Origin of the sequence: Caballeronia sp. Lep1P3 (assembly GCF_022879595.1) — a bacterium.
Lineage (GTDB): Bacteria > Pseudomonadota > Gammaproteobacteria > Burkholderiales > Burkholderiaceae > Caballeronia.
The window spans coordinates 745,551-768,852 of sequence record NZ_CP084265.1 but is presented as its reverse complement, the minus strand read 5'-3'; the positions used below and the strand labels follow the sequence as shown (position 1 = coordinate 768,852).

General features: G+C 60.3%; 23 protein-coding genes, 4 pseudogenes and 1 other annotated feature. Of the genes and pseudogenes, 8 read left to right on the top strand and 19 right to left on the bottom strand.

Annotated elements, in window-relative coordinates; translation table 11 throughout:
* Nucleotides 1-13 precede the first annotated feature (13 nt).
* Nucleotides 14-1,254 (top strand): IS3 family transposase gene (locus LDZ27_RS03635; RefSeq protein WP_370653355.1). Its coding sequence is split into 2 segments (ribosomal slippage): nucleotides 14-320 and nucleotides 320-1,254, totalling 1,242 coding nucleotides; the frame shifts between segments, so codons are not numbered across the junction.
* Nucleotides 316-432, top strand: a sequence feature (AL1L pseudoknot). Its footprint overlaps the gene before it by 117 nt.
* 817 nt (nucleotides 1,255-2,071) lie before the next feature.
* Here the strand turns inward: LDZ27_RS03635 and LDZ27_RS03630 are convergent.
* The 5 genes and pseudogenes from LDZ27_RS03630 to LDZ27_RS03610 form a co-directional block, all read right to left on the bottom strand.
* On the bottom strand, nucleotides 2,072-2,368 hold the full coding sequence (locus LDZ27_RS03630) for a hypothetical protein (RefSeq protein ID WP_244815368.1): 297 nt from the start codon (nucleotides 2,366-2,368) through the stop codon (nucleotides 2,072-2,074).
* Nucleotides 2,353-2,532 carry a hypothetical protein gene (locus LDZ27_RS03625; RefSeq protein ID WP_244815367.1) on the bottom strand — a complete coding sequence of 60 codons (180 nt, stop codon included), beginning with the start codon at nucleotides 2,530-2,532 and terminating at the stop codon, nucleotides 2,353-2,355. Before LDZ27_RS03625 ends, LDZ27_RS03630 begins: the two co-directional genes overlap by 16 nt.
* A 215-nt stretch (nucleotides 2,533-2,747) precedes the next feature.
* Nucleotides 2,748-4,245: pseudogene (locus tag LDZ27_RS03620) on the bottom strand (IS66 family transposase); the annotation flags it as partial.
* A 90-nt stretch (nucleotides 4,246-4,335) separates the two neighbouring features.
* Nucleotides 4,336-4,689 carry an IS66 family insertion sequence element accessory protein TnpB gene (tnpB, locus tag LDZ27_RS03615; RefSeq protein ID WP_244815366.1) on the bottom strand — a complete coding sequence of 118 codons (354 nt, stop codon included), beginning with the start codon at nucleotides 4,687-4,689 and terminating at the stop codon, nucleotides 4,336-4,338.
* Nucleotides 4,689-5,156, bottom strand: coding sequence for a transposase (locus LDZ27_RS03610; protein WP_244815365.1), 468 nt, complete (start codon nucleotides 5,154-5,156; stop codon nucleotides 4,689-4,691). The genes tnpB (LDZ27_RS03615) and LDZ27_RS03610 overlap by 1 nt, the downstream gene beginning before the upstream one ends.
* Nucleotides 5,157-5,564: 408 nt before the next feature.
* Here LDZ27_RS03610 and istA point away from each other — a divergent pair.
* A pseudogene (gene istA / locus LDZ27_RS03605) lies at nucleotides 5,565-6,557 on the top strand (IS21 family transposase); the annotation flags it as partial.
* 53 nt (nucleotides 6,558-6,610) lie between these two features.
* Here the strand turns inward: istA and LDZ27_RS03600 are convergent.
* From LDZ27_RS03600 to LDZ27_RS03590, 3 genes are all read right to left on the bottom strand, one after another.
* Complete coding sequence (locus LDZ27_RS03600; RefSeq protein WP_244815234.1) at nucleotides 6,611-8,197, bottom strand: IS66 family transposase; 1,587 nt, start codon at nucleotides 8,195-8,197, stop codon at nucleotides 6,611-6,613.
* A gap of 82 nt (nucleotides 8,198-8,279) precedes the next feature.
* Nucleotides 8,280-8,630 carry an IS66 family insertion sequence element accessory protein TnpB gene (gene tnpB / locus LDZ27_RS03595; protein WP_244815235.1) on the bottom strand — a complete coding sequence of 117 codons (351 nt, stop codon included), beginning with the start codon at nucleotides 8,628-8,630 and terminating at the stop codon, nucleotides 8,280-8,282.
* A complete protein-coding gene (locus tag LDZ27_RS03590; RefSeq protein ID WP_244815236.1) occupies nucleotides 8,611-9,099 on the bottom strand; it encodes a transposase in 489 nt (162 codons plus the stop codon). The genes tnpB (LDZ27_RS03595) and LDZ27_RS03590 overlap by 20 nt, the downstream gene beginning before the upstream one ends.
* Before the next feature lie 80 nt (nucleotides 9,100-9,179).
* Here LDZ27_RS03590 and LDZ27_RS03585 point away from each other — a divergent pair.
* Both LDZ27_RS03585 and istB read left to right on the top strand, forming a co-directional pair.
* A pseudogene (locus tag LDZ27_RS03585) lies at nucleotides 9,180-9,680 on the top strand (IS21 family transposase); the annotation flags it as partial.
* Nucleotides 9,677-10,528, top strand: coding sequence for an IS21-like element helper ATPase IstB (istB, locus tag LDZ27_RS03580; RefSeq protein WP_244815364.1), 852 nt, complete (start codon nucleotides 9,677-9,679; stop codon nucleotides 10,526-10,528). The pseudogene LDZ27_RS03585 and the gene istB, both read left to right, overlap by 4 nt.
* 304 nt (nucleotides 10,529-10,832) lie before the next feature.
* Here the strand turns inward: istB and LDZ27_RS03575 are convergent, their stop codons facing one another.
* A complete protein-coding gene (locus LDZ27_RS03575; protein ID WP_244816026.1) occupies nucleotides 10,833-11,039 on the bottom strand; it encodes a hypothetical protein in 207 nt (68 codons plus the stop codon).
* Between the two features lie 138 nt (nucleotides 11,040-11,177).
* Nucleotides 11,178-11,456 (bottom strand): annotated as a pseudogene (locus LDZ27_RS03570) (hypothetical protein); the annotation flags it as partial.
* A 432-nt stretch (nucleotides 11,457-11,888) separates the two neighbouring features.
* Between LDZ27_RS03570 and LDZ27_RS03560 the strand changes: the two are divergent.
* Complete coding sequence (locus LDZ27_RS03560) at nucleotides 11,889-12,395, top strand: hypothetical protein (protein ID WP_244815363.1); 507 nt, start codon at nucleotides 11,889-11,891, stop codon at nucleotides 12,393-12,395.
* A 306-nt stretch (nucleotides 12,396-12,701) separates the two neighbouring features.
* Here the strand turns inward: LDZ27_RS03560 and LDZ27_RS03555 are convergent, their stop codons facing one another.
* The 3 genes from LDZ27_RS03555 to LDZ27_RS03545 form a co-directional block, all read right to left on the bottom strand.
* Nucleotides 12,702-13,151 carry a GGDEF domain-containing protein gene (locus tag LDZ27_RS03555; RefSeq protein ID WP_244816025.1) on the bottom strand — a complete coding sequence of 150 codons (450 nt, stop codon included), beginning with the start codon at nucleotides 13,149-13,151 and terminating at the stop codon, nucleotides 12,702-12,704.
* Nucleotides 13,152-13,256: 105 nt separating this feature from the next.
* Nucleotides 13,257-14,525, bottom strand: a complete 1,269-nt coding sequence (locus LDZ27_RS03550) for an IS256 family transposase (protein ID WP_244815362.1) — start codon at nucleotides 14,523-14,525, stop codon at nucleotides 13,257-13,259.
* 15 nt (nucleotides 14,526-14,540) lie between these two features.
* Nucleotides 14,541-15,065, bottom strand: coding sequence for a hypothetical protein (locus tag LDZ27_RS03545; protein ID WP_244815361.1), 525 nt, complete (start codon nucleotides 15,063-15,065; stop codon nucleotides 14,541-14,543).
* Nucleotides 15,066-15,356: 291 nt separating this feature from the next.
* Here LDZ27_RS03545 and LDZ27_RS03540 point away from each other — a divergent pair, with 291 nt between their 5' ends.
* A complete protein-coding gene (locus LDZ27_RS03540) occupies nucleotides 15,357-16,064 on the top strand; it encodes a hypothetical protein (protein WP_244815360.1) in 708 nt (235 codons plus the stop codon).
* 455 nt (nucleotides 16,065-16,519) lie between these two features.
* The gene (locus tag LDZ27_RS03535; protein ID WP_244815359.1) at nucleotides 16,520-17,920 is read left to right on the top strand and encodes a hypothetical protein; all 1,401 of its coding nucleotides are present in this window, start codon (nucleotides 16,520-16,522) and stop codon (nucleotides 17,918-17,920) included.
* Nucleotides 17,921-18,382: 462 nt separating this feature from the next.
* Here the strand turns inward: LDZ27_RS03535 and LDZ27_RS03530 are convergent, their stop codons facing one another.
* The 5 genes from LDZ27_RS03530 to LDZ27_RS03510 are packed head-to-tail and all read right to left on the bottom strand — an operon-like array spanning nucleotide 18,383 to nucleotide 21,005.
* The gene (locus LDZ27_RS03530; protein WP_244815358.1) at nucleotides 18,383-18,916 is read right to left on the bottom strand and encodes a hypothetical protein; all 534 of its coding nucleotides are present in this window, start codon (nucleotides 18,914-18,916) and stop codon (nucleotides 18,383-18,385) included.
* Entirely contained in the window at nucleotides 18,909-19,334 is a 426-nt protein-coding gene (locus LDZ27_RS03525; RefSeq protein WP_244815357.1) for a hypothetical protein, read from the bottom strand. The genes LDZ27_RS03530 and LDZ27_RS03525 overlap by 8 nt, the downstream gene beginning before the upstream one ends.
* A 38-nt stretch (nucleotides 19,335-19,372) precedes the next feature.
* Nucleotides 19,373-20,221, bottom strand: a complete 849-nt coding sequence (locus tag LDZ27_RS03520; RefSeq protein ID WP_244815356.1) for a Sir2 family NAD-dependent protein deacetylase — start codon at nucleotides 20,219-20,221, stop codon at nucleotides 19,373-19,375.
* A gap of 38 nt (nucleotides 20,222-20,259) precedes the next feature.
* Nucleotides 20,260-20,643 carry a hypothetical protein gene (locus LDZ27_RS03515; RefSeq protein WP_244815355.1) on the bottom strand — a complete coding sequence of 128 codons (384 nt, stop codon included), beginning with the start codon at nucleotides 20,641-20,643 and terminating at the stop codon, nucleotides 20,260-20,262.
* A complete protein-coding gene (locus LDZ27_RS03510; RefSeq protein ID WP_244815354.1) occupies nucleotides 20,634-21,005 on the bottom strand; it encodes a hypothetical protein in 372 nt (123 codons plus the stop codon). The genes LDZ27_RS03515 and LDZ27_RS03510 overlap by 10 nt, the downstream gene beginning before the upstream one ends.
* A 487-nt stretch (nucleotides 21,006-21,492) precedes the next feature.
* On the opposite strand from LDZ27_RS03510, the gene LDZ27_RS03505 reads away from it, so the two are divergent.
* Nucleotides 21,493-22,590 (top strand): YafY family protein, encoded by a 1,098-nt coding sequence (locus LDZ27_RS03505; protein ID WP_244815353.1) that lies wholly within the window; start codon nucleotides 21,493-21,495, stop codon nucleotides 22,588-22,590.
* Here the strand turns inward: LDZ27_RS03505 and LDZ27_RS03500 are convergent.
* Complete coding sequence (locus LDZ27_RS03500; RefSeq protein WP_244815352.1) at nucleotides 22,585-23,238, bottom strand: hypothetical protein; 654 nt, start codon at nucleotides 23,236-23,238, stop codon at nucleotides 22,585-22,587. The two genes, LDZ27_RS03505 and LDZ27_RS03500, sit on opposite strands and share 6 nt — an antisense overlap.
* Nucleotides 23,239-23,302: the final 64 nt, after the last annotated feature.

Below are 23,302 nucleotides of genomic sequence, written 5' to 3'. Positions count from 1 at the left end.
GGAGATTTGAAGCATGGAAAGCGAAGGCAAGGCAAGGAAGCCCACAGGGACGCGATATTCGGATGAGGTCCGTGAGCGAGCGGTGCGGATGGTGTTCGAGCACCAACACGAGTATCAAACGCAGGGAGCGGCGATCCGCTCGATCGCCTCGAAGATGGGGATGTCGCGCGAGACGCTTCGCAACTGGATCATTCAGGCTGAGCGTGACCGTGGCCAACGAGCGGGCGCGACAACTTCGGAGCTGGCGCGTCTGAAGGAATTGGAGCGCGAGAATCGTGAACTGCGCACGGCCAACGAGATCCTGCGCAAGGCCTCTGCATATTTCGCGCAGGCGGAGCTCGACCGCCGATCGAAGCCATGATCGCGTTCATCGACGAGCATCGCGACGTCTACGGTATCGAGCCGATCTGCCGCCTGCTGCCGATCGCGCCGTCGACGTATTACCGCCACGCCGGGCGGCGCAGCGATCCGGAGCAATGGCCAGCACGAGCGCGTCGCGATATTGAACTGAAGGCCCTTATCCGGGCGGTCTGGGACGAGAACTTCGGCGTGTATGGAGTGCGCAAGGTCTGGCGCCAGTTGTTGCGCGATGGCGTAAAGGTGGCCCGCTGCACGGTTGCGCGCCTGATGAAGGTGATGGGCCTCGAAGGTGTGCGGCGTGGGCGCCGGATCAAGACGACGCAGCGCGACGATGCGGTGCCGTGCCCGCTGGACCGGGTCAAACGTCAGTTCCGGGCCGAGCGGCCTAACGCGCTGTGGGTCGCAGATTTTACCTACTGTTGGACATGGTCGGGCTTTGTCTATGTGGCCTTCGTGACCGATGTGTTTGCGCGCCGTATCGTCGGCTGGCGCGTGTCGGCATCGATGAAGACTGACTTCGTGCTGGATGCGCTGAACCAGGCGTTACACGACCGCCAGCCACCGCCCGGGCTCATTCATCATAGCGATCACGGGTCGCAATATCTCAGCATTCGGTACACCGAACGTTTGGTGGACGTGGGCGTTGAGCCATCAGTCGGAACTGTCGGTGACTCTTACGACAACGCTCTGGCCGAAACGATCAACGGCTTGTATAAGGCCGAAGTCGTGCATCGGCGTTCATGGCGTACGCTCCAGGATGTCGAACTCGCCACGCTCGAGTGGGTGCACTGGTACAACTACCATCGGTTGCTCGGCCCGCTCGGGTACGTATCGCCTGCGGAAGCAGAGGAAGTCTACAATCGGAATCTGGTGCGCTCCGCTCGCGCGGCGTAGCCCCAAACTCGGCGGTCTCCGACAAAGCCGGGGCGGTTCATTCCTCCAGGCGGTTTGTTCTGGGTTGTTTTCTAGTGGCCGCTGATGGTGGAGATGCATCCGCTTCGCAAGCGGTCGTAGCGGGATCATCGACGTTCGAGCCGGCATTAGCGATGTTAGCGATCCGCTTACAACCCAAGTGTGGTGTCGCGCACATTGGTCGGCGTGCGCCAACAGACGGTCGTCTGTGAAAGCTGCTTGTTGAGCTCACAAGGCCGGCCAAGTCGTCGTTGCGTGAACGACCCTGAAGTCGCGCAGTCGGCTTCCACGAAACCGGGCTTGTAAGGAGAAGCGGTGAGTTGGGGTGCGCGTGACCTTGAATGGCGGCATAGTTGCGGAGGCGAACAATCCCCGCGCTACCAATAAGAGTCGATATTTGCGGGTCGCTATTTCGGACGGGTCTCAACGTGAACCGGTCGCTCGAATGGCAGCCGTCCACTCAGTCGGGCGGCAGAAAATGATCGCGACCTGCCTGACGCCTTGCGCGTACAGTTCGGCCATTGCCGACATTGAGGCAGGTTCTGTTAGTGTCAGCAGCCAGGCGGATTGCTGACCTTGGCGGCGTCGTGCGGCAGGGTCGCAATCGCTTGCATCAGCGAACTCACACTAGCGACCCGAAGCCGCCAGTCAAACCGGTGAAGTCACAACGTCGGCTTGACGAGATACAACGGCCAGTCCGAGTACGAATGAGAAGAACGCGGGACGGTCGTTTTTGCGCTGCCGTTTGCCGTCGAGCCCGAACCGGATCGCAGGACGAGGCTATCGGCGAATAACGGTGTTACGCGCCCACTTCCAAGTCGCCGACGCGGTAGCGCTCGTGCTCGCCCGGCTCGCGCCTTTCGCCCTCCACGCCAACACTGCCGAACGTGGCTGAGGACGGTTCTTCGTCGTATTCGATGCGCGTGCGCTGCGCGGCTTCCCGCGCGATCTCATAGGTCGTCGCGACGACCACCGATGATCTGACCGTCGTGCGAGACCGGTTGCTTTCGAGCGTGGTCGTCGTGGCCCCGCTCGCCTGCTGCTCGGGCGGCTTCGCCTCGGAACCGACTTTGTCATGCGTCAGAACGTCCAGCACGCCGTCTTCGCGAACGCATCCTCGACATGGATTCGCCGCACGCGCCCGCGCGCGATGGAACTGGTGAGCAGGAACGCATACACCGCATCCCGCACCGGTTCATCGGACGCGTAACAGGCGCGGCCAGTGACTTTCGCTTCGCCGTCTATGCGCACGTGAGGCACGCCCCACGCGGGTTGATGTCCGGGGAGTCGGTCGATGGTAAGCGCTAATTTGAGCGCACCGGCGCGCGCATGAAATTCGCCGAGCGCCGCAAATCTGTTGGCGTGGAAGCGTGACGTTTGCGTGTGATTTTCTATGCTCAGCCGGCGTCGATCGGAACCTGAGACTGCATGAACCGAAATGGCAGTAGGTCGCTTATGTCGGCGTCTTGTGCTCATTGCGGCAGTTGGGTCAGTACGTGAAGCAGGTACGCGTATGGCTCGACGTTGCACGCGCGGCATGTAAGCACGAGACTGTAGATGACGGCGCTGGCTTTTGCTCCGGCGACCGTGTCGCTGAAGAGCCAAACCTTTCTGCTGGTGGCAAACGGGCGAATGTCCCGTTCCGCGATGTTGTTGTCCACTGGGGCTTGCCCGTCGCCGACGTAACGGCTGAGATACTCCCATTGGTTAAGCGTGTAGTTGATCGCATCGCCCAGCGCGCTTTCGGGTGGCACTTGAGGTGCTTGCTCATCCAGCCAAGCTTTGAATGCCTCAAGCAGCGCAACGCTGTGCTGCTGTCGCAGTCGTAAGGTATAGCTAGCACGCGTTTCGCCGCTCGGAGGTTTCTCTCGCGCGAGTGCTTCGACGCGGTAAAGTTGCTGGAAGAATTCGAGTGCTTGCTGCGCGCGTTTGCCTAATTTCTTCTGCGTCTTCAGAGCATCTACGAATCCGCGTCGCGCATGAGCAAGGCAGCCGAAGTGGGTCACACCTTTGACTGTTCGCCAGGCGCTATAACCGTCGGACATCACCGCGCCTTTGTAGTCCGCGAGAAACGCCTGAGGGTATTGCTTGCCGCGTCCAGGTTGATAGTCGAACAACACTACAGGCTCTTCGCTATCCTGCCCGCTGCGGTACAGCCACATGTAAGACTGGCTTTGTGCGGCCTTACCCGGTTCCTTCAGCACCTGAACGGTCGTCTCGTCGCCATGAATCAGCGGCTGCGACAGCAACGTCTTGCGTAACTCCCGGTACAGGCGGTCGAGATGCAATTGCGTTGGCTTGATGACCCAGTGCCCCAGCGTGCCTCGGCCCACCGGAATGTTCGCACGCCCGAGCGCCTCTTCCATCCGATATAGCGGCGTGCCGTCGACGTATTTACCCGTCATCACCGTGGCGATCATGGCCGCGCTCGCCCGACTGCCTGGCAATGGTTGGGCCGGCATCGGCGCGGTAAGAATCGGCGTACGTTCAGCGACACGCTCGCAATGACGGCACGCATATTTGAAACGAACATGCTGCAGGACTGAAGCCTTCACTTCGATATGCAGTTTCGCTGATTTCCTCGCCCATACGATGCATTGCGTTGCTGCAGCAGGGGCAGATCTTCTGCTCCTCGGGCAAGTCGTACTCGATTCGCTGACGCGGAAGATCTGCAGGCAAAGGCTTGCGTCCTCGTTTGCGGCGAGCAGGCTCGGCCGCCTCCGGCAGACCTGTGTCTGGTAAGTCGAGTTCGTCTACGTCCTCATCAAGGTCCTCAATGGCGATCTGCTCGGCCTCGTCGAACACCCGATCTTGGAGCTTCTCGCTGCTTGGCGCGAAGCGCTTGTGTTGCGCGAGCCGGAATTGTTCCTCGAGATGGCGAACGCGTTCGCCCAACTGGCGGTTGCTGGCCTCGAGCTCGCGTATGTAAGCCTGCGCGGCAGGAGGCAATTGGGAGAATTCGCGTTCATCCATGGTACCCACAGTAGCGAATGGCAACGCTCGATGGGTTTACGGAAATTTGTAACAGCTATTGGGACCGTCGCTTGCACGAGGCGCGCCGCATCAGCTCGTATGATGGTACTGCCGGGCCGGATGACGTCGGACAGCGTCGATGTCGATGCCGTCTAAAAGCCAATGCAGCTGCTCGGTCGTCAACTCGATCACGGGCTGCTTCCGGGATGGCCACACGAAATGGTCTGCCCCGAGGCGTTTCAACATCAGCCAGAAGCCCGAACGCTCGTACAACAAGAGCTTGACGCGGTTGCGCTTGCGATTATGGAACGCGAACACGGCGCGAGCGAAGGGGTCGAGCTGCATCGACTGCTCAACCAACGCCGTGAGGCTATTGATTCCCGCCCTAAAGTCAATCGGTTCGTGATGCAAATAAACGCGGAGGTCGGAATCAAGGCGGAACATCAACGCTCTCCCAGCGCGGCGATCAAGGCCGTGACGAGCGGCGCATCGTGCCGTGAGCACTCAAGTTCGACTGTTACCCCGTTCGGGAGGTGCGCTGACAGGCGCGCCGTTGGTCGCGACGCAGTCGCAGGTTGCTTGGGACTCGATGACGCCGGCAACTTCGCGAGCTCGAGGGCGGGCTGCGTAGAGCCCGGTTCGATAGCAAGGACCGGAATGAAGGCCGCCGCTGACGGCTCAACCGTGTTTCGTGCCGCACGAGCAGAGTTGGCCTTCTCATGTAGCCTTATCCACTTGTGAAGCTGGTTTGCGTTTACCTGTGCCCTGAGTGCGAGTCCGGCAATTGACGCCCCCGGTCGCAAGCACGCCTGAATCAGTCGGCGCTTGCCTTCAGGGTCGTACCTTCGTTTGCCGTTGGAGCATTCTCGGATGACTCGGAGTGGCAGAAAGTCAAACTCATCGTCGCTCATGGTCTGCGTCCGCAATGTGGGTTGCGGACGCAATCGTCGCTCTTAACGCCCCTCGAAGAAAGGTGTGCTCGTTTTAGCGCTTACGGTCGATGTCGCTCATGCAACCTCCAGCGCGGCGGCTTCCAGGAGCGCGCGGACCAGTGTGCGCCGCCCCAACTCCGGCTTGCGCGCGGTTTCGCCTGCCGCGCGTCAAACAACATGAGAGCAGCGCGTCAATCAGGATGAGAGTACTGGCGTTGCGGCAGCGGTGAAGGGCGTAGCCTGGAACCGCTGCCGCAACGCCGCGCCGAGGAGTCCGCCCCGCTGCCGGGGCGCTTTATCGGTGGTCGCGGTAAATCGGGTATGAACAGCTCTTTCGTGTAGCGAACGGAGGCTGCGTTGCCCGGCCGACACATCAACGACCATCAGATGAGGCTCTACATGAAGTACAGACTCAAGGAAGGACCGGCTCAAGCGGCTGCGCGCGCCGGGTTCAGCGCCGCCACGGGGTATCGCATCGATCAGGACCGGCGACTGCCATCACAGAAGAAGGCGCCACGTGCGCGTCGTCGTCCCGATCCCTTGGCGGCAATCTTCGACACCGAGATCGTGCCGCTGCTCCAGTCCGCTCCCGGCATTCGACCGATAGCCGTGCTGGACGAGATGCTTCGGCGCCATCCCGACCTCCCGGGCAACGTGCGCCGCACTCTGGAGCGCCGTATTCGCGACTGGCGTGCACTCCATGGCGAGGAGCATGACGTTATGTTCCGTCAAGTACACGAACCCGGTCGTCTTGGGTTGTCCGACTTCACCGAGATGGACAGCCTAAGCATTACCGTGGCGGGTCTCGCGCTTGACCACCGCCTCTATCACTTCCGGCTGGCCTGCTCGGGCTTCGAGCACGCTCACGTCATTCTCGGCGGCGAGAGCTTTGTCGCGCTGGCTGAAGGGCTGCAGAATGCCATCTGGGCACTCGGGGGCGCGCCGCGCGAGCACCGCAGCGACAGCCTGTCGGCGGCGTTCCGCAATCTCGATGCCGACGCGCGCAAGGATCTGACCACGCGTTATGACGCTCTGTGTGCCCACTACGGCATGCAGCCCACACGCAACAATCGTGGCGTTGCCCACGAGAACGGCTCCATCGAGAGCCCTCATGGCCACCTTAAGAGCGCAGTGCGTGATGCGTTGCTTCTGCGCGGCAGTCACGACTTCGACAATCTCGATTCCTATCGCCGCTTTATCGACGAGATCGTCGGTCGAATCAACGCGCGTAACGGCAAACGCATTGAGCTCGAGCGGGCACTGCTTCAGCCGCTTCCGGTCCAGCGTACGTGCGACTACGAGGAAACGCGCGTGTATGTCACGACCACCTGCGGCTTCGTACTGCGCAAGGTGTTTTATACCGTCCCGTCACGGTTGATCGTAAGCGCGAATTAACACGCACCACGGCGGACCACTGAATAATCTGCGCTCGATCACGTTGACGCGAATTCGTCGTTCCGCTTCGTGAAGTTGAATGGGAGCAGGTCCCGGATATCGGCATCCGCTGAGCGCTGCGGCAGCTCGGTCAGCACGCGCAGCAGATAGGCATACGGCTCGACTCCGCATGCACGGCACGTCAGCATCAAGCTGTAAATGATCGCACTGGCCTTCGCGCCAGCGACTGTGTCGCTGAACAGCCATGCCTTTCTTCCGGTCGTAAATGGGCGGATGTCGCGCTCGAGCAGATTGTTGTCGATGGGTGAGACCCCATCATCGACATAACGTCGCAGGTATGCCCACTGATTGCGTGTGTAGCTGATAGCCTTGCCGGTCAGACTTTCAGGCAGCACTTGCGACGCCTGTTCATCGAGCCAGATTTTGAACGCCTCCAGCAGAGGCACGCTGTGCGCCTGGCGCAACTCATACGTGTGCTCGGCACGGCTTCGACCTTCGGGCAGTACGCCGCGTGCGAGGGTCTCAACCTGGTAAAGCGCCTTGAAGTATTCGAGCGCCTTGCGTGCGCGGCCGTCGGGTTTCCTGTGAGCCTTGTACGCCTCATCAAACCCGCGGCGCGCGTGAGCCATGCATCCGAGATGGGTCACACCTTCCAGCGTGCGCCACGCACTGTACCCGTCGGTCATCAGCGTTCCGGCGTAGCCGCCCAGAAAGGCCTGCGGATATTGCTGCCCGCGTCCTGGCTGATATTCGAACAGCACGACCGGTTCGGTACTGTCTTTGGCGCTGCGATACACCCACATGTACGACTTGCTCTGCGCTGTCTTGCCGTCTTCCTTGAGCACCTGCACTGTCGTCTCGTCGCCATGAAGCAGGGACTGCGCAAGCAGTGTTCTGCGCATCGCTTCATACAGACGGGACAGGTGCAGCTCGGCGGGACGGATAATCCAGTGTGCCAGCGTACCGCGACTGACCGCAATGTTCGAGCGAGTCAGCGCCTCTTCCATGCGATACAGCGGTGTGCCGTCCGCGTATTTGGCCGTCATCACCGTAGCGATCATTGCCGGGCTCGCGTTGCTTCCTGGCAGCGGCTGCGTCGGCATGGAAGCGATCACAACCGGCGTATGTTCGGCGTGGCGCTCGCAATGGCGACACGCATATTTGAAGCGCACGTGTTGCAATACCGATGCCTTGAGCTCGATATGCAACTGCTCACAGGTCTGCTCGCCCATCCGGTGCATCGCGCCCTTGCAGCACGGGCAGACCTTTTGGTCTTCGGGCAGGTCGTATTCGATACGGGTGCGGGGCAGATCGGCGGGCAGTGGTTTGCGACCGCGCTTCTGATGGGGTGGAGCATCCACGGCAGGCAGGCTGGTGGCGGGCAACGCGAAGACACCGTCCGGATCGTCTTCGACAGGTTCCACCGCGGCGACCTGCTCGGCTTCGTCGAACACGCGATCCTTGAGCTTCTCGCTGCTCGGCGCGAAGCGCTTGAGTTGCGCGAGGCGAAACAGCTCCTCGAGTTGCTCGACGCGTGCCTTCAAGTCCCGGTTGCTTGCCTCGAGCTCGCGGATGTAGGCGAGCACTTCGGGCGGCAGACCGGCGGTGGAATCGGGGGCTGACATGACCCTCACCTTAGCGAAATCGCCGGGCGCGTGGGTTTACGGAAGTTGTAACGACGAGGCCGATTTAAACGTCACGGCTGCGTCAACCAATGTGTCGATACTGTCGCGCAGGATGACGACGTACTGCGTCGATATCAATCCCCTCAAGCAACCAGTGCAGTTGTTCGGCGGTCAATTCCATCACGGCCTGCTGCCGGCGCGGCCAGACGAAGCGGTCTTCTTCAAGACGCTTCATCATCAGCCAGAAGCCGTTGCCGTCCCAGCCGAGCAGCTTGATGCGATTGTGACGCTGGTTACTGAACGCGTATAGCGCTGGCGCAAACGGGTCCAGTCCTGCCTGTTCTACTAGGGCGGCGAGCCCGTTGATCGACTTCCTGAAATCGACGGCTTCGCGATGAACATACACCTTGAGTCTAGCGTCGAGTCTGAACATCGCAGCGCCCCAGACTCTCGATCATGGCCGATACCAGCGACGCATCACCGGCTGTGCAGTCCAGCCGCAGCGTCACTCCGTTGGGCATCTCCACCGTCAGTTGCGAGCGCAAGGCCGGATTTGTGCCCACAGGCTCGGAGTCGGGCTTCGAGATGCTGGTCCGCTCAACGACCTCACTGCGGCCAGCCTCGCGGACCATCACAAATGCCGACGGCACGGCGAGTGTCGTCGCATCATCGACAATATCCAGCGCCCCCGCGGCGCGGCGGCGTTGCTCATGCAGCTTGATCCATCGGCGCAGCAGATTCGCGTTCACGCCGGCTTTGAGCGCCAATCCGGCCACTGAAACACCAGGTTGCAGGCAGGCCTCGATGAGCTTAAGTTTGGATTGCGAGTCGTAGCGACGCTTGCCGTCGCGCCCGACGAGGGTAACGGCGAGAAGCGCCGTATCTGAACCTGTTTGAGTCATGGCTGTGTCCACAGAATATCAGTGGACGCAGCTTGCCTTGCTCTGAACCGAGACGCTATGTGCGCATAAATTCGCGCTTACGGTTGATCGGCCATCACCTGCGCGTACGGCTGTACGACGACCGGCTGGAACTGTTTCTGGGCGGCACGGCCCTCATGACATTGCAGCGCGGCCGCGCAGGTCCCAACGGCAAGCACGGTCACGTAATCAACTACCGGCACGTCATCCACGCGCTGCGCCGCAAGCCCATGGCGCTGCTCAACCTAGTCTACCGCGATCAGATCTTTCCGCGCGAGGCGTATCGATTGACCTTCGATCGCCTGCTTGAGCAGCTTGCGCAGCGCCAAGCATGCAGAACCATGGTTGAACTGCTCGGCCTCGCCCATGAGCACAACTGCGAAGCGCAACTGGCTCAGGCGCTGCAGCAGTGCTTGGACGATGGACAGTTACCCGACCTGGACGCATTGTGTTCTCGTTTCGAAGCGAAGCGCGCGAACAGCATGCCGGAGGTGAACGTCAAACTGGCACCGCTGAGCGACTACGAAGCCCTACTTGATATGGCAACGGAGGTGACGGCATGAGCCTCGACATCGACGCCACACGCCTGTCGTTGCTGCTCAACGATTTGCGGCTGCCTGCCATCAAGCAGATCTGGTCTAGCTTTGCCGAGCGCTCCGATACGGAAGGCTGGCCAGCGGCACGCCTGCTGATGGCCCTGGCCGAACACGAGATCGCCGAGCGCGATCGACGCCGAGTCGAACGTCACCTCAGGGACGCGAAACTGCTACCGGGCAAGACACTGGAGAACTTCGATTTCGACGCAGTGCCGATGGTGTCGCGCGCGCACGTCTCGGCGCTTTGCGCGGGCGACGGCTGGTTGCGTAACGGCACCAACCTGATTCTTCTAGGGCCGAGCGGAGGGGGCAAATCGCATTTGTCGTCGGCGATCGGACTAAGCCTGCTGGAGAAGGGCTGGAAGGTCTTCTTCGCTCGCACTACCGACCTCGTGCAACGGTTGCAGGTGGCTCGCCGCGAGCTCGCGCTGGAGTCCGCCATCAACCGGCTGGATCGCTTCGACCTGGTCATCCTGGACGATTTCGCCTATGTCAGCAAAGATCAGGCAGAGACGTCGGTGCTGTTCGAACTCATCAGCGCCAGGTATGAGCGACGTTCCCTTTGCATAACAGCCAACCAGCCGTTTGGCGAATGGGACAAGGTCTTCCCCGACCGAGCCATGACAGTGGCCGCCGTCGACCGTTTGGTCCACCACTCGACCATCTTTGAGTTGAACGTCGAAAGCTACCGTCGCCGTACTGCCCTGCAGCGCAAGCAGCACGGACCGGGGCGCCCGGCCAGTCGAGCGACACCAAAGAACGTCGGCGTGCCAGCTACACAAGAGCATCAGCACGGCATCGATCTCACCGAATAACCCGCTAATCTCATCCTGATTGACGCGCGGCTCGCAGGCAAAGCGAGCCCGCGTCAATCAACCCCGTCATCACCCTCCACGCCACCACATTCTCATCCTGATTGTCGCGCAGCCAGAATAACCGCGGCGTCGCCATTACACAGCTATCCTCATTGACTGGTCGCTACAGCTTGATTGTCGCGCGACACCCGCACGCCCGCGTCAATCAACGCCGCGCGTCAATCAACAAACGCTTGCCAGCGCCAATCAACATCGGCATCATCATTTCTGCCGCGACATTCTCAACTTGATTGTCGCGCGTCTCTCATCCGAATTGTCGCGCCACAGTTTCGCCGCTGACGACCGCGCCGGCGAATGCTGCGTCGGCGGCTTCGCGCGCACTGCGTTCATCGATGAGCTTGCCGGCAAGCGACGCTTCGGCCTCGCGCGCGCGCCACGGCTTCGCGGCGAGCCCCCCGATCCCGATGCGCGCGGCCCGCACGACGCCTTGCGCGTCGAGATCGAGCGCCACCGCCGCCGACGCGAGCGCGAAGTCATACGACGCGCGGTCGCGGATCTTGAGATAAAGCGAACGCCGCGTCCACGCGCCGGCGGGCACATGGAACGCGACGATGAGTTCGCCGGGACGCAGGTTCGTCTCACGGTGAGGCGTGTCGCCCGGCAGCCGATGCAGCGTCTCGAACGGAAGGTTGCGCATTTCGCCCGCTGTACTGCGCACCGCGACTTGCGCGCCGAGAGCAACCAGGGCGATCGCGAAATCGCCCGGATAATTGGCGATGCAGTGTTCACTGACGCCGAGCACGGCTAGGCGGCGATTGACGCCGTCGCGCGCCACGCAGCCGCTTCCCGGCGTGCGCTTGTTGCAGCGCCAGCTCGTGCGGCGTGCCGCGCGGCATCGGCCATATGCGCGAACGCGCCGAGCGTCAGGCCGCCTTCGCTTGTTTCGATCGCGGAGTGGCCCGCCGCAAGCGGCCCGATATCGATGAGCCGCTCGGGTGTCATTACGTCGAGCTTCATCAGGTCGAGCAGATTGGTCCCGCCCGCGAGAAATTGCACCGGCGAACTGACCGTAAGTTCGGCCTGTGGCAGAACGACTGTTGCACCGTTCGCGCAATCGTCATGCCCCGCGCGTACCGGCGATGCAGCGAGCCCGCGCTTGCGCTGGATCGTCGGATCGGAGGTGCGAGCACTCCATCGAGACCCTTTAAGCCAATGGCAGAGGGTCCCTCTATCCTTCCTCGCCAACGCCGGGGAAATTCTGGACTGAGCGATCCATCTCAGCCAAGATTTGAATAAGGACTCAAGTTTTCGCTTTCAAAGCCGTTATCTCTCGGGTCAACGATCATTGCACGCTAATACCATGACCTCTCGAACGAAAATAATAAGTGCCATTGCCTTAGCAACGCTTCTGTCCGGATGTTTGGCGACCGTTCCAGATATTGAGGCGCAGCGCTCGGGAACCGTGCAGACGAAAGTTCAAATCGCAAAAGGCATCCAAAGCCCGAAGATCGACGCGAACGGCTTCTTGGTGACCCCGTGGGTTCGCAGCGCAATGATGTCTGCCTTCACTATTCGCGCAGCGCAACTCGGACTTCAAATCGATCCGAATGGAGTGCCGGTAACGATTCACATCACGGGTATCCGGTCGAAGTCTGATGTTGCCCGGATTGTCTTTAATTTTCTAGACGGCGCGGAGTGGGTATCGGGGACGGTCAGCGTTGGCGACGCTAGCTTCAACGTGAAGGAGGATACCTGGCTGTATTGGATGCCAACGGGATACCGGAGCATCCAAGAGGTAGCTGAAGCCGTGGGCAAGCAGGTCGCCAACGGAGTCGCCCTCATCGCAGATATGCCGCTGGACGACTAACGAAGACCGCGAGCGCGTCATCGCCTGAAAGGGAACGTGCCCGGTTATCGTCTTACTTTGACCGAAAAAGTGCGTCGCACAAGCTATACGCTGTAACTGCCTTTGCTGCGAAAGACCGGAGGTGGCCCGAATCCGGTCTTACACGCCGATAGGCGCTCCATGTCGTTTCTGTTTGTGCATCAGCGAGCGCGTATCGGTCGGACCCGCGCCGGCCGGCGCTGGCCGCAACCGGTGTTAACCGCCCTTCTACCGCCTTGGGAACTGCGAGGTTGCTCGACTCACTGCTTCCTGCGTATCTGTCCGTACTCACAGCAATTCGCGCGCGGAAGGCCGGAATATCTCGACCCGCCGGCGACCTGCTTGCTTGGCCGCGTACAGCGCCTTGTCGGCCCGCGACAGAACGTCCTCTTGCCGGTCCCCACATCTCGCCTCGGCCAATCCTGCAGAGAAGGACAGCTTCAGTGTAATGCCCCGCGGCTCTGTCAAAGCGATTGGCGGAATCGCCGACAAAATCCGTTCAAGCTCGACCTTGGCGTCCTCGCTGCGGATGCCTTGAAACAGGGTAATGAACTCTTCGCCGCCAAGTCGGCTGACGAAGGCCTGGCTGATCAGCGAAGAGGCGCAGTATCGTGCGAATTGACGTAGCGCAGCGTCGCCCGCCACATGGCCATGTGTGTCGTTGATATTCTTAAAGTGGTCTAGGTCCAGTAAGCCAACGCAGCAGTTGGCGTTGCCCACAGCCACCCTCGACAGCAGCTTGTCTAGCCTCGCCAGTGCAAAACGTCTGTTGGGGAGGCCCGTCAGTTCATCAACGCCGGACGTGTCAGGAATCTTGTGTGTTGAGGCCGGTTAGAAAAAATTTCAGCTGATGGCGGCGGTGAAACGCTCGCCGAACAGAATGGCGAACTGATTGACGGCTTGCCGCCAAGTGATAGGCGGCATCTTCCAATCCTTCTCGATGTTGCGCAAGGCGAGATACAGCAGTTTGCTAGCCGCTTCGTCGCTTGGGAAGTGGCCCCGGTTCTTGACGATTTTACGCAACTGCATGTGCATGCTCTCGATCGCGTTTGTCGTATATACGATTCGACGCACCTCCGGAGGATAGGCAAAGAACGGAATCACCTGTTCCCATTGGCGCTGCCACATCGCCGCGACGGTAGGGAATCTGCGGCCCCACTCGCTGTTGGCGAACGCCTCGAGCGCCGCTGCCGCCGCCTCGACCGTAGCGGCCTGGTAGATCGGCTTGATTGCGGCGGCCAGCGGCTTACGGTCCTTCCAGCTCGCCAGCGCCAGCGAATTGCGGATCAGGTGCACGATGCAGGTCTGGATCTGTGCGGCCGGATAGACCGCCTCGATCGCTTCGGGAAAGCCGCGCAAGCCGTCGACTACAGCGATTAGGATATCGTGCAAGCCACGGTTTCTCAGTTCGTTGAAGACCTTCAGCCAGAACTTGGCGCCCTCGGTTTGCTCGATCCACAAGCCCAGCACTTCCTTGCGACCGTCGGCACGGATGCCCAGCGCCAGATAGACCGCCTTGTTCTTGACCGTGCCTTCGTCGCGGATCTTCAGGCGCAGCGCATCAAAGTACACGATCGGATACATGGCCTCAAGCGGGCGTTGCTGCCATTGTTCGACCTCGGCCAGCACTTCGTCAGTGACCGTCGAAATCAGATCGGGCGATACCTGTAGTCCATACAGCTCCAGCAAATGGCCCTGGATCTCGCGCACGCTCATGCCCCGAGCATACATACTGATGATGTGATCATCGAAGCCCGCCAGCCGGCGTTGATATTTGCCGACCAGTTGCGGCTCGAAGGTCGCTTGCCGGTCACGTGGAATGTCTAGCTTCAATTCGCCGTTGGGCGTCAGGACCGTCTTCGGGCTGGTGCCGTTGCGGTGATTGCCAGCCTTGCCTTGCTCGGTCTCGGAGTCCAGATGGTGACTCAACTCCGCCGCGAGCATACGCTCGGCCAACTGTTTCTTGAGCTGCCCAGCCAAACCCGATTCGCCCAGGACCGATTCGGCATCCTTGCCCTGCACTTGGGCAAGCAGTTGGTCGATTAATTCGTCGGAAAACAGTTTCGGGGCTTTCGGGGCTTTGCTTTTTTTAGTCACGGTTGCTTCGGTCATAGGACGTTATTTCCCTTATCGTCTCATGACCTCAGCACACAGAAAATCTGACAGGCTCTCAACGCCGCTCATCAACAATGCCCGATCCCGCTCGCTTTCCAGTTCGCGCTCGGTCTTCTTGAGCGAGGTGATGTCAGTACCCGACAGGACTATCCACCGGTTGGCGAGCAAGGTCTCGGTACACCAGAACCAACGGCCGTCGACAAAATCGACGGGAAAGGTCCGCTGCCGTGGTGGCTGCGCTAGTAACCGCCGCCGCACCTGCACGTCTGCGATGAATCCGAGCGGATTCCCGGCTTCTATCCGCACACCCTTCTTCTGACGAGCGGCGTCTTGAATGATGCTTGAGAACGTTGCGACCTCGCCAGCTTTGAGCTCAAACGCCCGGAGGAAGGCGTCGTTTGCATATCGTAGGAAGTCTCTGTCGTCATACACGCCGACGAAAGCGTCACCGACTGATAACGAGGCCTGCAGAGCGAGTTGAAGGTCCGACGACTCACCTGAAATCTCCAATCTAGCTATGCGGGGAACGTCGCTCATACCCACCTAGTCTTTCCTTGCCAAAAGCGTTTAACGCTGTTTCGCTGCGGCTTCGTGGCATCCCTGATTCTTCTAACTTGCTGCTCCTCGAGTCCCTGCCAGTGTAGGGAGCCCTGCTGCATAGCCGGTCGCTGCAATTATAGCGGCAGTTACTGCGTCAACTTCGCCTAGCCGGCGCTGCTTGCGGCGTGCGTATCGACTGCCCGAGGGCGAAAATGCGGTACACCGGCGGCTCCGAACATCAAGAACAGTGCGACTGCAAAAGCGAGCGGCATTTCGAGGCTGGGCTCTATGAAGAGTCCGATAAGAGGAACGCCACGTGCGCTGACCGCTTCTTATCGGCTATCGTTCCGGAAACTGAAGCTGAAGCGGCGCTGCGTTAAAATGCGCTGCAGCCGCCCTTCTTTTGCAAGCGTGAACTCCCGCATTTGTGCCAGCCTTGCCATGCCCCGCGGTGCTAACCGACTCAAGCGAAAAATAGGCAATTCTGCCGGCTCCCGCCGCCCGATGAGCCGCTCGATGCTCTTGCCGCTGCCTGTCGCAACATTGCGGAGCATGTCGCTGAGGTTTCACCTCGCGCTGGCGGCTTGCCGCGAACAGGGCAACGGAAACTCGTATCAGTTCAATGAGTTGCTTCGGGCGCTGTATATCGCTTACTACCTACAGGGGATGGCGTTTGGCTTTTTGCCTCCAAACGTGTTTGCATGCGCCGAGTTTGGAATGAACCAGGCGCTTGCTAAAGGCAAGTCCGAGCAAGCATGGCAGGTCGACTCACGGACGGCATCGCTGCTCGAACAGATCCTGGCACTGCACGATGTGCAGTTGAACTCGATCAGATACAAGGACCTTACGGCGGCGACCGAACAGCTTGAGCGCTTCATCGTCAGTCAACGCGCGTCGCCATTGCCCGACGAGTGTCGTGCTGAAGCCAAGCGGCACGCCGCGGACGCGCTCCGCAGCGAGTGCGCGCGGACCCAACCCGGGTCAGACAACTCATAACTGTGCGCACGGTGAGCAAATACCGCTCCCTCGCGTCGGCGCTCGCCGCGTGCGGCGCACGCTCCGGATCGGAGTCGAGCCGCGCGATAGTCGCTGCTGGGGGCCGCTGCGCGAATGCGCTACGTTGAAGTCGGTGTACGTGTAGATCCGTGACGACGGCAACGTCAGGTGTTCGGTCGTTTGGCCATCTTATAGAAAGCGACGTCCGTCTAATGAGCAGCCGAAGCATTGAAGATGAAAGGCAGCCCAAAAAGGTCTGCCAGCATGTAAAGATTTGCGAGAAACCGGTGCCGGCGCGACGCTATCTACCCGCGCAGAGACCTCGTGAGTAAGCCGGCTCACTGACGGATCTCGAGCGTATGCCTCCCGCAGAACAAAAGGCTCATCGCATCTGCACAATCGCTCACCTATAATCGAGACGGTCAAACGTCAAAGCAGGAAGGGAGTTCTACGCTATGAGTGAAACCCGCGGGCGAGTTGCGGGACCACCGAGAAAAGCTAACGGTCAGCGGCAACGTCATTACCCTGGAAAACCGGTCCGCGTCGGGCAAAGCCCGTATCCTTCGAAGGCGCCTCCGAAAGACTCTGCACAGACGGCTTCCATCCTCAAAACCCGGTCCTTCCGGTTTCTGGTTGATGCAGTTGGCGCAGAGAATATCGCGCTAGCACTCGAATCCAACATGACGCGTGTGGCCGAATTAATGAACGGCGAAAGGTTCACGCCTGAGACCGCCTTCCATATGGAAACCACGCTCGGTTTGCCACATGGCTTTTTCGACCAAGCCTACCCCGTGCTCACGCCCGAGACCATCTCTCGGCTGAAGTCGCCGCTGGAGTTCGTGCGAATGGAGGACGAGTTCGACAAAGCGGACGAGGAAGCCGAAATGCCCGTGCAAACTCCAGTTGCAGACGTTCGCGAGCATTCATCGCCTGAAGCTGGTCTCCTCAAGGAAGCAGAAATGCCAACAACGAAGGCCGAAGGCCCGAACAAGGCGGGCAAAGCCAGTCCCGCCAAGACACACCAACGTCCGAGCGGCCGAGCACCTGCGGCCGATGCACGGTCGGGGCGAAAGGTGCAAGGCAGCCGTACCGAACGTCCGGCGCTCGCTTCGGAGGACAGCGCTGCGATCGAAGACATTAGACGCGCAAATCTTCATGTGCTGACAAGTCGCAACGGATCGAAAGTCAAACTCGGCGCGGTCATGGGGATCAGTGGGTCCAACATGGCGCATCGACTTCATGGCAAGAAACGGATGGACGGCGCTGAAGCGAACCGTTTTACGGAGCGGCTTGCTCTGCCAACCGGCTGGTTGGATACGCCGCGCTCCGAGGCCGACATTCCCGAATCTGTGTCGCTTCTGCTCTCCCCTAATCCGCGCACTCGCGCTTCTGTTCAACAAGCCGAGCCGCCATCGTCGGCTACGGCAAACGACGGCGCGCTGCTTAATTCCACCCCCGCCGAAGCGGGCGCGAGCTTACGACACCTGAGCGCTCCGGACGATGAGCAAAGTGTCAGCATGGCAGCAAATCTCTCTAGGGGAAAAGATCCGGTGGCGACACGGTCCGATGACCATATCGGTGAGTCTTCTGCGGAGGATAACGGTCGCGCCCTTCAAGGGATGGATGGAGAGGCGTCGGCAAATCAGCCTGCGGAGAATCAGTCACTGCCTGCCACCGGCAAACAGCAGGAAGCCGGCGTGACGCCCACCTCTGCTTTCGCAACTAGCTTGGACAGTCTTGACGGCATTGCACCGATAGCAGAAGCTTTGCTTAAGACACTGGCAGGCAAGGCACGCACGGGTCGACTGAACGAACTGAAAGCGCTGGAGATGTTGCAGGAAGCCATATTGCTCTAGCGCTGTCGGGAAATTCGGAATCGCCCGCGATGCATTACATTGTTGATGCTGCTCGGGGTTGCGGTTGCACGACACGAGCCGACAAGTTCGGCATTCTTACGACGCTCAGCGAATCCTTAGCCATGCCTCCATCGACTGGTCACCGGCGTGCGCAGCGAAAACCGTCTCGCGGGACGCTCGCCCGCTATGGTGACCGCATCGTCGAGATTCTGGGCGAAGCGCGCGGTCAGCGCGTCATGATTCGATCCATCCATTCAGACGGGCGGGAGCGTCGCACGGCCGTGAAACTGGCTAATTTACTCCCGCTCGATAGCCAACTGTTTTAACTAAGGCGCACTGCTCGCTTGCGCCCCCCGCTGATTGCTCAGTTTTGTGCAGACGGTTTAGACAGTTCAAACGCCCGCGCGTCGCATTGTGCCGCTTCAGCACATCCCTGCGTCGACACGAGGATACATGGAATTCTCACTCATTCCCTTCTCCGTATCGGCCAAGCGGCGATCTGATATCTTCGCGCAGTTGAAACGCGCGCCCTTCCGGCCGCACCTCGTCGAGCGTCTTTGCAAGCCATGCACAACTGGATTCCCCGGTAGCCGGGTCGCCGTACAGCACCAGGTACCGAGCCGGAAGTAGTCGTTCTTGGACCCATTCCCGCAGGGAAGAAAACGAGTGGGCTCGAAAAAGCTCGTCGAGCGTTGCGAACGTCTCGTCAGGCACGTTTGAGAAATTGCAGAAGTAGCCGCCGCCTTCTAGCGGACGTGGCGCGCACTCCAGGTCGATAAGGAAATCGTACAGCTCCCCTTCGAGTTCGACGGGCACCATGATTCCATTTGACCGAACGACCAAGAACACCTCGTTGCGCACGCCAACGAAGTTGTATCTGAGTCCGCCTTCAGTGACGCCCACCTCAACGAGCGCGCCAGCAAGGTCGGGATTTTCAGTCAGGTAAGTGCGGAACATCGCGATGGTCGCTTGATCCTTTTGCGACAATTCAGTCATCGGAGCGCGGACGGCGGTAAGCCAGCGCTGGCTCTTGCTCGCGTGAGGCACCGGCGCAGCGTCCACACCGCACCTGTGCGTAATGGGCGGATTCAACGCGTGCACCGGGCGCCCCACAGAGTTCACAGATCACCAGGCTCTGGTCATGCGCGGCGTCAATCGCGGGCTCGAAGATTTCAGACGTCGGGCGCTCAAGGTACACGCGAAGAGAGCCGACTTTTTCTTTGACCATCACGATCGCCGGCGGCTCGACATCGGCCTCAAGCGCGATCCGTGCGAGGTCAGTAGCGAGGTTCGAAATGATGGCTTTCCAACCGGCGCCACACTCGAACCGCTCGCCGTCGGAAAAACGAGGCCTGAGCTTCCGAAAAATCGCGGGGTGGTCCCGAAGGAGATCGTCTTCGTGGGATAGCTGCATAGCGTCGTTATCAACGGTAAGAGAGTCGGTCGTCCAAGTCAGACTGTGAAATCGTCCCACCCGGCGGCGTTAAGCTGCGCCTCGATTTGCTGTAGGGTGTCCAACGCACCGCCTTCGAAGCCGAGCCCGTGCTGAGGAGCAGTCGCCGCCTCACGCACGTTGATGCGAATGAGCCGGTGACGGGCGTGGCGCTCACCAAAACGCCGCACGGTCGGCAACGCTTTTCCCGCACCCAGTTCGACGACAACCGGCTGGTTGACGGAGGCGTACCACGCCTTAAGCCTGGCCTCCTGCCGCTCCGACTCGTGCTCCACCCACATACCGTCCCAGAACATCAGGATATTCGGTCGTGCGAGCCGACCGCAGTGCGGGCATCGGGGTAGCTCGCTCTCGATTCTGGCTGTCTCCGTGTTCACGACCGGATTGAATCCGTCAGCGGGCCAAGTCACCGGCTGACAAGCCTTCAGGCACTGCAAATGATGGATGGTCCCATGCACCTCATGGATTCGATCCGCCGCAAATCCAGCTTTTTGGAACTGGCCATCAACGTTGCTCGTGAACACGAAAGCACCGCGCGGCATGCGCTCGGCCCACTTGCGCAGGAGGGTGAAGCCTTCGTGCGGCACCGTGTCCCGATACAACTGGAGGCGGTGACCGTAAAACCCCCACGCAAGTTCGGGCTCGTCGTAGAAACGCTGTGGATTGGCCATCGCTTCGAAGGAGAAGCGAAGGTGCTCGAGCGCGGGATAGGCACGCCAGAATCCGCGATCGCCCCGAAAGTCCGGCAGTCCCGAGTCGACTCCCATTCCGGCGCCGGCGGTAATGAGTAGGCCATCCGCCTGCCTGATCCACTCGGCGGCCTTGCGCAAGTCCTCTGTCGTATCCATTCTCTCTGATGCCTCCCTTTGCACGCTCTGCTGCAGACTCACTTCCCCGCCGCCTGCCAGATCAGGCCGACGAGTTGATTGCCGTTCCCGACGTTTCGGCCTTGTGAGTCGTAGGTGCGATCTGCCCGACAGTCATATCGGCCGACGACACGAAACTGCGCGTCGTAGCCACGCTGATTGCCGTCAGCCAGCGAATCGATGCTCCCAACAACGCGATAACTGCCGTCTCGAACGTATTGCTTGCTCATTCGCGTAGTCCCCGATGTTGTAGTGATTTTTGCGCACGTTCCCTGTGCGCTCGCCCGCACGAGGGTGAAAAAGAGAGCGGCGGTCAAGAACCATTGTTTCATGCAGGATTTCCCTAGGCTGACGCAGTTCGATTTCGCATCATCTTGCGGCGCTTGCTGGCGGATCATTTCCATCCATCGTATTCGGGGTCTGGGTCATTCTCGAGTGATACGACAAGCCGAACTCCTCGCCAGCGAGGGTGGTTCATATCCAGCGGCAGTCCATGACTTTCGCGCAGGCATTTTCGGTTGTACACGTAGGCGCTTTTGCGCTCCCGGCGCAATCGTTCTTCCAGCGCCATGAACTCGGCAATGCACAGGGACGGCGCATTCGCAAAGAACTCCTGGCCCTCCCAGGCCGTGTCCAGCGTAAAGACCTGCCAGTAATACTTGTATGCGCGGCGGTTTGGATTGAGCTTGTAGTCGCCGGAGCACAGCCAGATACCCGGGCCCGAGGCCGCCTGGCGCACCAAATCCGCCTTGATAGGAAGTCGCATGGTCACGCCCCTCCTTGGTTGAAACGCAACTGATTTCCTTCGAAGACGGCAGAGCCTAGTCTGACGAGAAGCGGGCACACGTACGACTGAAGATGCGTCTTGCAAAAGAAGCTTGTCTTCCGCGGGTCCGAAAGGAAGTGATGATGCTGTCCTCTCCAGACCGTTTCACGAGCGCTCCCCGATGAGCGATGGCGATGTGGTCGAGCACAGTCTTGTGAATCAGCTTCGAAGCTTGCCTGCCGTAACGAATACGCACGAAGCTGTTGGCCAAAAATTCCGCTGAGAAAGCGTTCTTCCTGGACGTTTCGAGAGCCGCGACGGTGCCAGGGGCAGGCCAATCGCCGGTGTACTCAGTATCGTCTGTCATGGTGCGCTCCCCGAAAGTGGTTGGTTGAAAGAACAGCTACAGTATTCCCTCTCATAAGGACAAAAAGTGTCCTCTCGTCGCTCATAATGGGCGTACCGAACTCCGCCGGGACATTCCGCCATGGACAAGACCCTCGATGAAGCCATCCTTAAGGCATTGCCGACCAACCAGCGAGACGTCAAATGGATGTCGACCCCCGCGCTCTACGCTCAACTGACGGAGCGCGGACACAAGTTCCGATATCTGAAGAAGCTTCGACGCCGGCTGGAAGCAATGAAAGCAGCCAAACTCGTCGTGTCCATGCAGGAAGACGGCCAACGCGAAATTTACTGGCAGCGCATGCCATGGCTTACCAATGACCTGGCGGCACGGATGGATGCCTGGGACGCAGTCGCCTTCAGCATGCTCGAACGCTTCGGGGCACGGCGGCTGCCCAAGGCGGTCTTCCAGGACATTGAAGAACTGTTCCGGGCGGCCGAAATGCGCCTGTCGCAGGAGCGCACCGACAACCGCTTGCATCGCGCATGGGCGGACAAGGTCGACTCGGTCGACGGCAACTTTGCCCTGATTCGTCCGAACGTCAAAGAGGACGTGTTCGCCGCCGTGACCACGGCGCTCTTTTTTGAGCGCATCCTCGAGATTCAGTACACGTCACCGGCCTCGAAACGACCAGGCGCGGCAAAGCGGGACCCTCTCAGGGTCTGGCCTCTTGCGCTCGTCGAATCGGGCGGACTGATTTACATCGTGGTGCAGCTGGATCCGGCATCCGTCAAGCCTGATGAGATTACCGGCAGTCGCGCGGCCATTGTCCGCTTCGTGCTTCGCGTCGATCGCATCGAGAAGGCGCAAGAGTTGCCGCTTCGTGACGCACCCGAAGTCAGCCAGACCTTCGTCTTTCCGAAAGACTTCAAGCTGCGCACGTTTATCGACAAGGAACAACAATTCAACTTTCTGGTTGAACAGCCAGTGCATCTCAGGATTGTCTTCGATGATCACGCGGGCGACCATCTGTTCGAAGAATCGCGGATGTCTGCGGATCAAAAGGCAAGGCGTCTGGCCGACGGACGCCTGCTTGTCGAAGGGACGGTCATTCCGAGCCTGAAACTGCGCTGGTGGTTGCGCTCTTTCGGCGACGCGGTCGAGGTGCTGCAACCCGCGTCCTTACGCGAGGAGTTTGCCAAGTCCTCGCGAAAGCTGGCCGCAAAATACCGCTCATAAGCGGCTGACGTGCCGCGCCAGCTCGCGCGATGCTCGGCAGCCCGACCTCTTGTTTATGGTCGCTATCGGTTCGCGGACTCGCTTGCCGGCCGGGAGAACATCCAAGCACGCAAACGGAATTGTGCCGTTGAACCAGATCGCGCGCGCCTCCGGCCGCAGTTCCGGACCACGATCGTACGAGCGCAGCAGTCCCTCCACTTCCATCCAGGGCTCGGCGAACATCGCGAAGTACCCTTCGTCTTCGGGCGGAAAAGCTCGCAGCCGCAGCAACTGAAAAGGTTCAGTGCTTTCCTCGTCAAGCGCGGCGAATGCGTGGGCGGTATCGGTGTCGTAGAGACGCGAGACTGTCTGGAGCGCCTCGGGCGCATACTGGCGCGCGACGGCCACCAGCGCCCGCGCCTTACGAACCGGCTCCGACAACGCATGCGCGGCCTCGGCCGCATCCTCCACCGTCAGCGTCAAGAGCACGCCACTGTAATGCTTGGGCGCGATCGACAATTGCTCGGCAAGCGTCAGTTCCAGGGGATAGGTGTCATCTCCGGTCCGGCGATGACGCACGGCCAGTTCGTCGAGCAACGGAGCGAGCCGCTGCTGCAGCCGTTCAATCAGGCGATGCACCGCCCTCACCGAACGCGACTGCGCACGCAAGCTCTTTTCCTGCAAGACCGTAAGTGCGTATTTCGGCGAACGTGACCGCCGATTTCGGGAACGT

Excerpts from the sequence above, each read along its gene's own strand:
- tnpB (WP_244815366.1), bottom strand. The coding sequence starts at position 4,689 with ATGTTCCGCCTTGATTCCGACCTCCGCGTTTATTTGCATCACGAACCG.
- LDZ27_RS03610 (WP_244815365.1), bottom strand. The coding sequence starts at position 5,156 with ATGAGCGACGATGAGTTTGACTTTCTGCCACTCCGAGTCATCCGAGAA.
- LDZ27_RS03600 (WP_244815234.1), bottom strand. The coding sequence starts at position 8,197 with ATGTCAGCCCCCGATTCCACCGCCGGTCTGCCGCCCGAAGTGCTCGCC.
- tnpB (WP_244815235.1), bottom strand. The coding sequence starts at position 8,630 with ATGTTCAGACTCGACGCTAGACTCAAGGTGTATGTTCATCGCGAAGCC.
- LDZ27_RS03590 (WP_244815236.1), bottom strand. The coding sequence starts at position 9,099 with ATGACTCAAACAGGTTCAGATACGGCGCTTCTCGCCGTTACCCTCGTC.
- istB (WP_244815364.1), top strand. The coding sequence starts at position 9,677 with ATGAGCCTCGACATCGACGCCACACGCCTGTCGTTGCTGCTCAACGAT.
- LDZ27_RS03560 (WP_244815363.1), top strand. The coding sequence starts at position 11,889 with ATGACCTCTCGAACGAAAATAATAAGTGCCATTGCCTTAGCAACGCTT.
- LDZ27_RS03550 (WP_244815362.1), bottom strand. The coding sequence starts at position 14,525 with ATGACCGAAGCAACCGTGACTAAAAAAAGCAAAGCCCCGAAAGCCCCG.
- LDZ27_RS03545 (WP_244815361.1), bottom strand. The coding sequence starts at position 15,065 with ATGAGCGACGTTCCCCGCATAGCTAGATTGGAGATTTCAGGTGAGTCG.
- LDZ27_RS03540 (WP_244815360.1), top strand. The coding sequence starts at position 15,357 with ATGAAGAGTCCGATAAGAGGAACGCCACGTGCGCTGACCGCTTCTTAT.
- LDZ27_RS03535 (WP_244815359.1), top strand. The coding sequence starts at position 16,520 with ATGAGTGAAACCCGCGGGCGAGTTGCGGGACCACCGAGAAAAGCTAAC.
- LDZ27_RS03530 (WP_244815358.1), bottom strand. The coding sequence starts at position 18,916 with ATGACTGAATTGTCGCAAAAGGATCAAGCGACCATCGCGATGTTCCGC.
- LDZ27_RS03525 (WP_244815357.1), bottom strand. The coding sequence starts at position 19,334 with ATGCAGCTATCCCACGAAGACGATCTCCTTCGGGACCACCCCGCGATT.
- LDZ27_RS03520 (WP_244815356.1), bottom strand. The coding sequence starts at position 20,221 with ATGGATACGACAGAGGACTTGCGCAAGGCCGCCGAGTGGATCAGGCAG.
- LDZ27_RS03515 (WP_244815355.1), bottom strand. The coding sequence starts at position 20,643 with ATGGAAATGATCCGCCAGCAAGCGCCGCAAGATGATGCGAAATCGAAC.
- LDZ27_RS03510 (WP_244815354.1), bottom strand. The coding sequence starts at position 21,005 with ATGCGACTTCCTATCAAGGCGGATTTGGTGCGCCAGGCGGCCTCGGGC.
- LDZ27_RS03505 (WP_244815353.1), top strand. The coding sequence starts at position 21,493 with ATGGACAAGACCCTCGATGAAGCCATCCTTAAGGCATTGCCGACCAAC.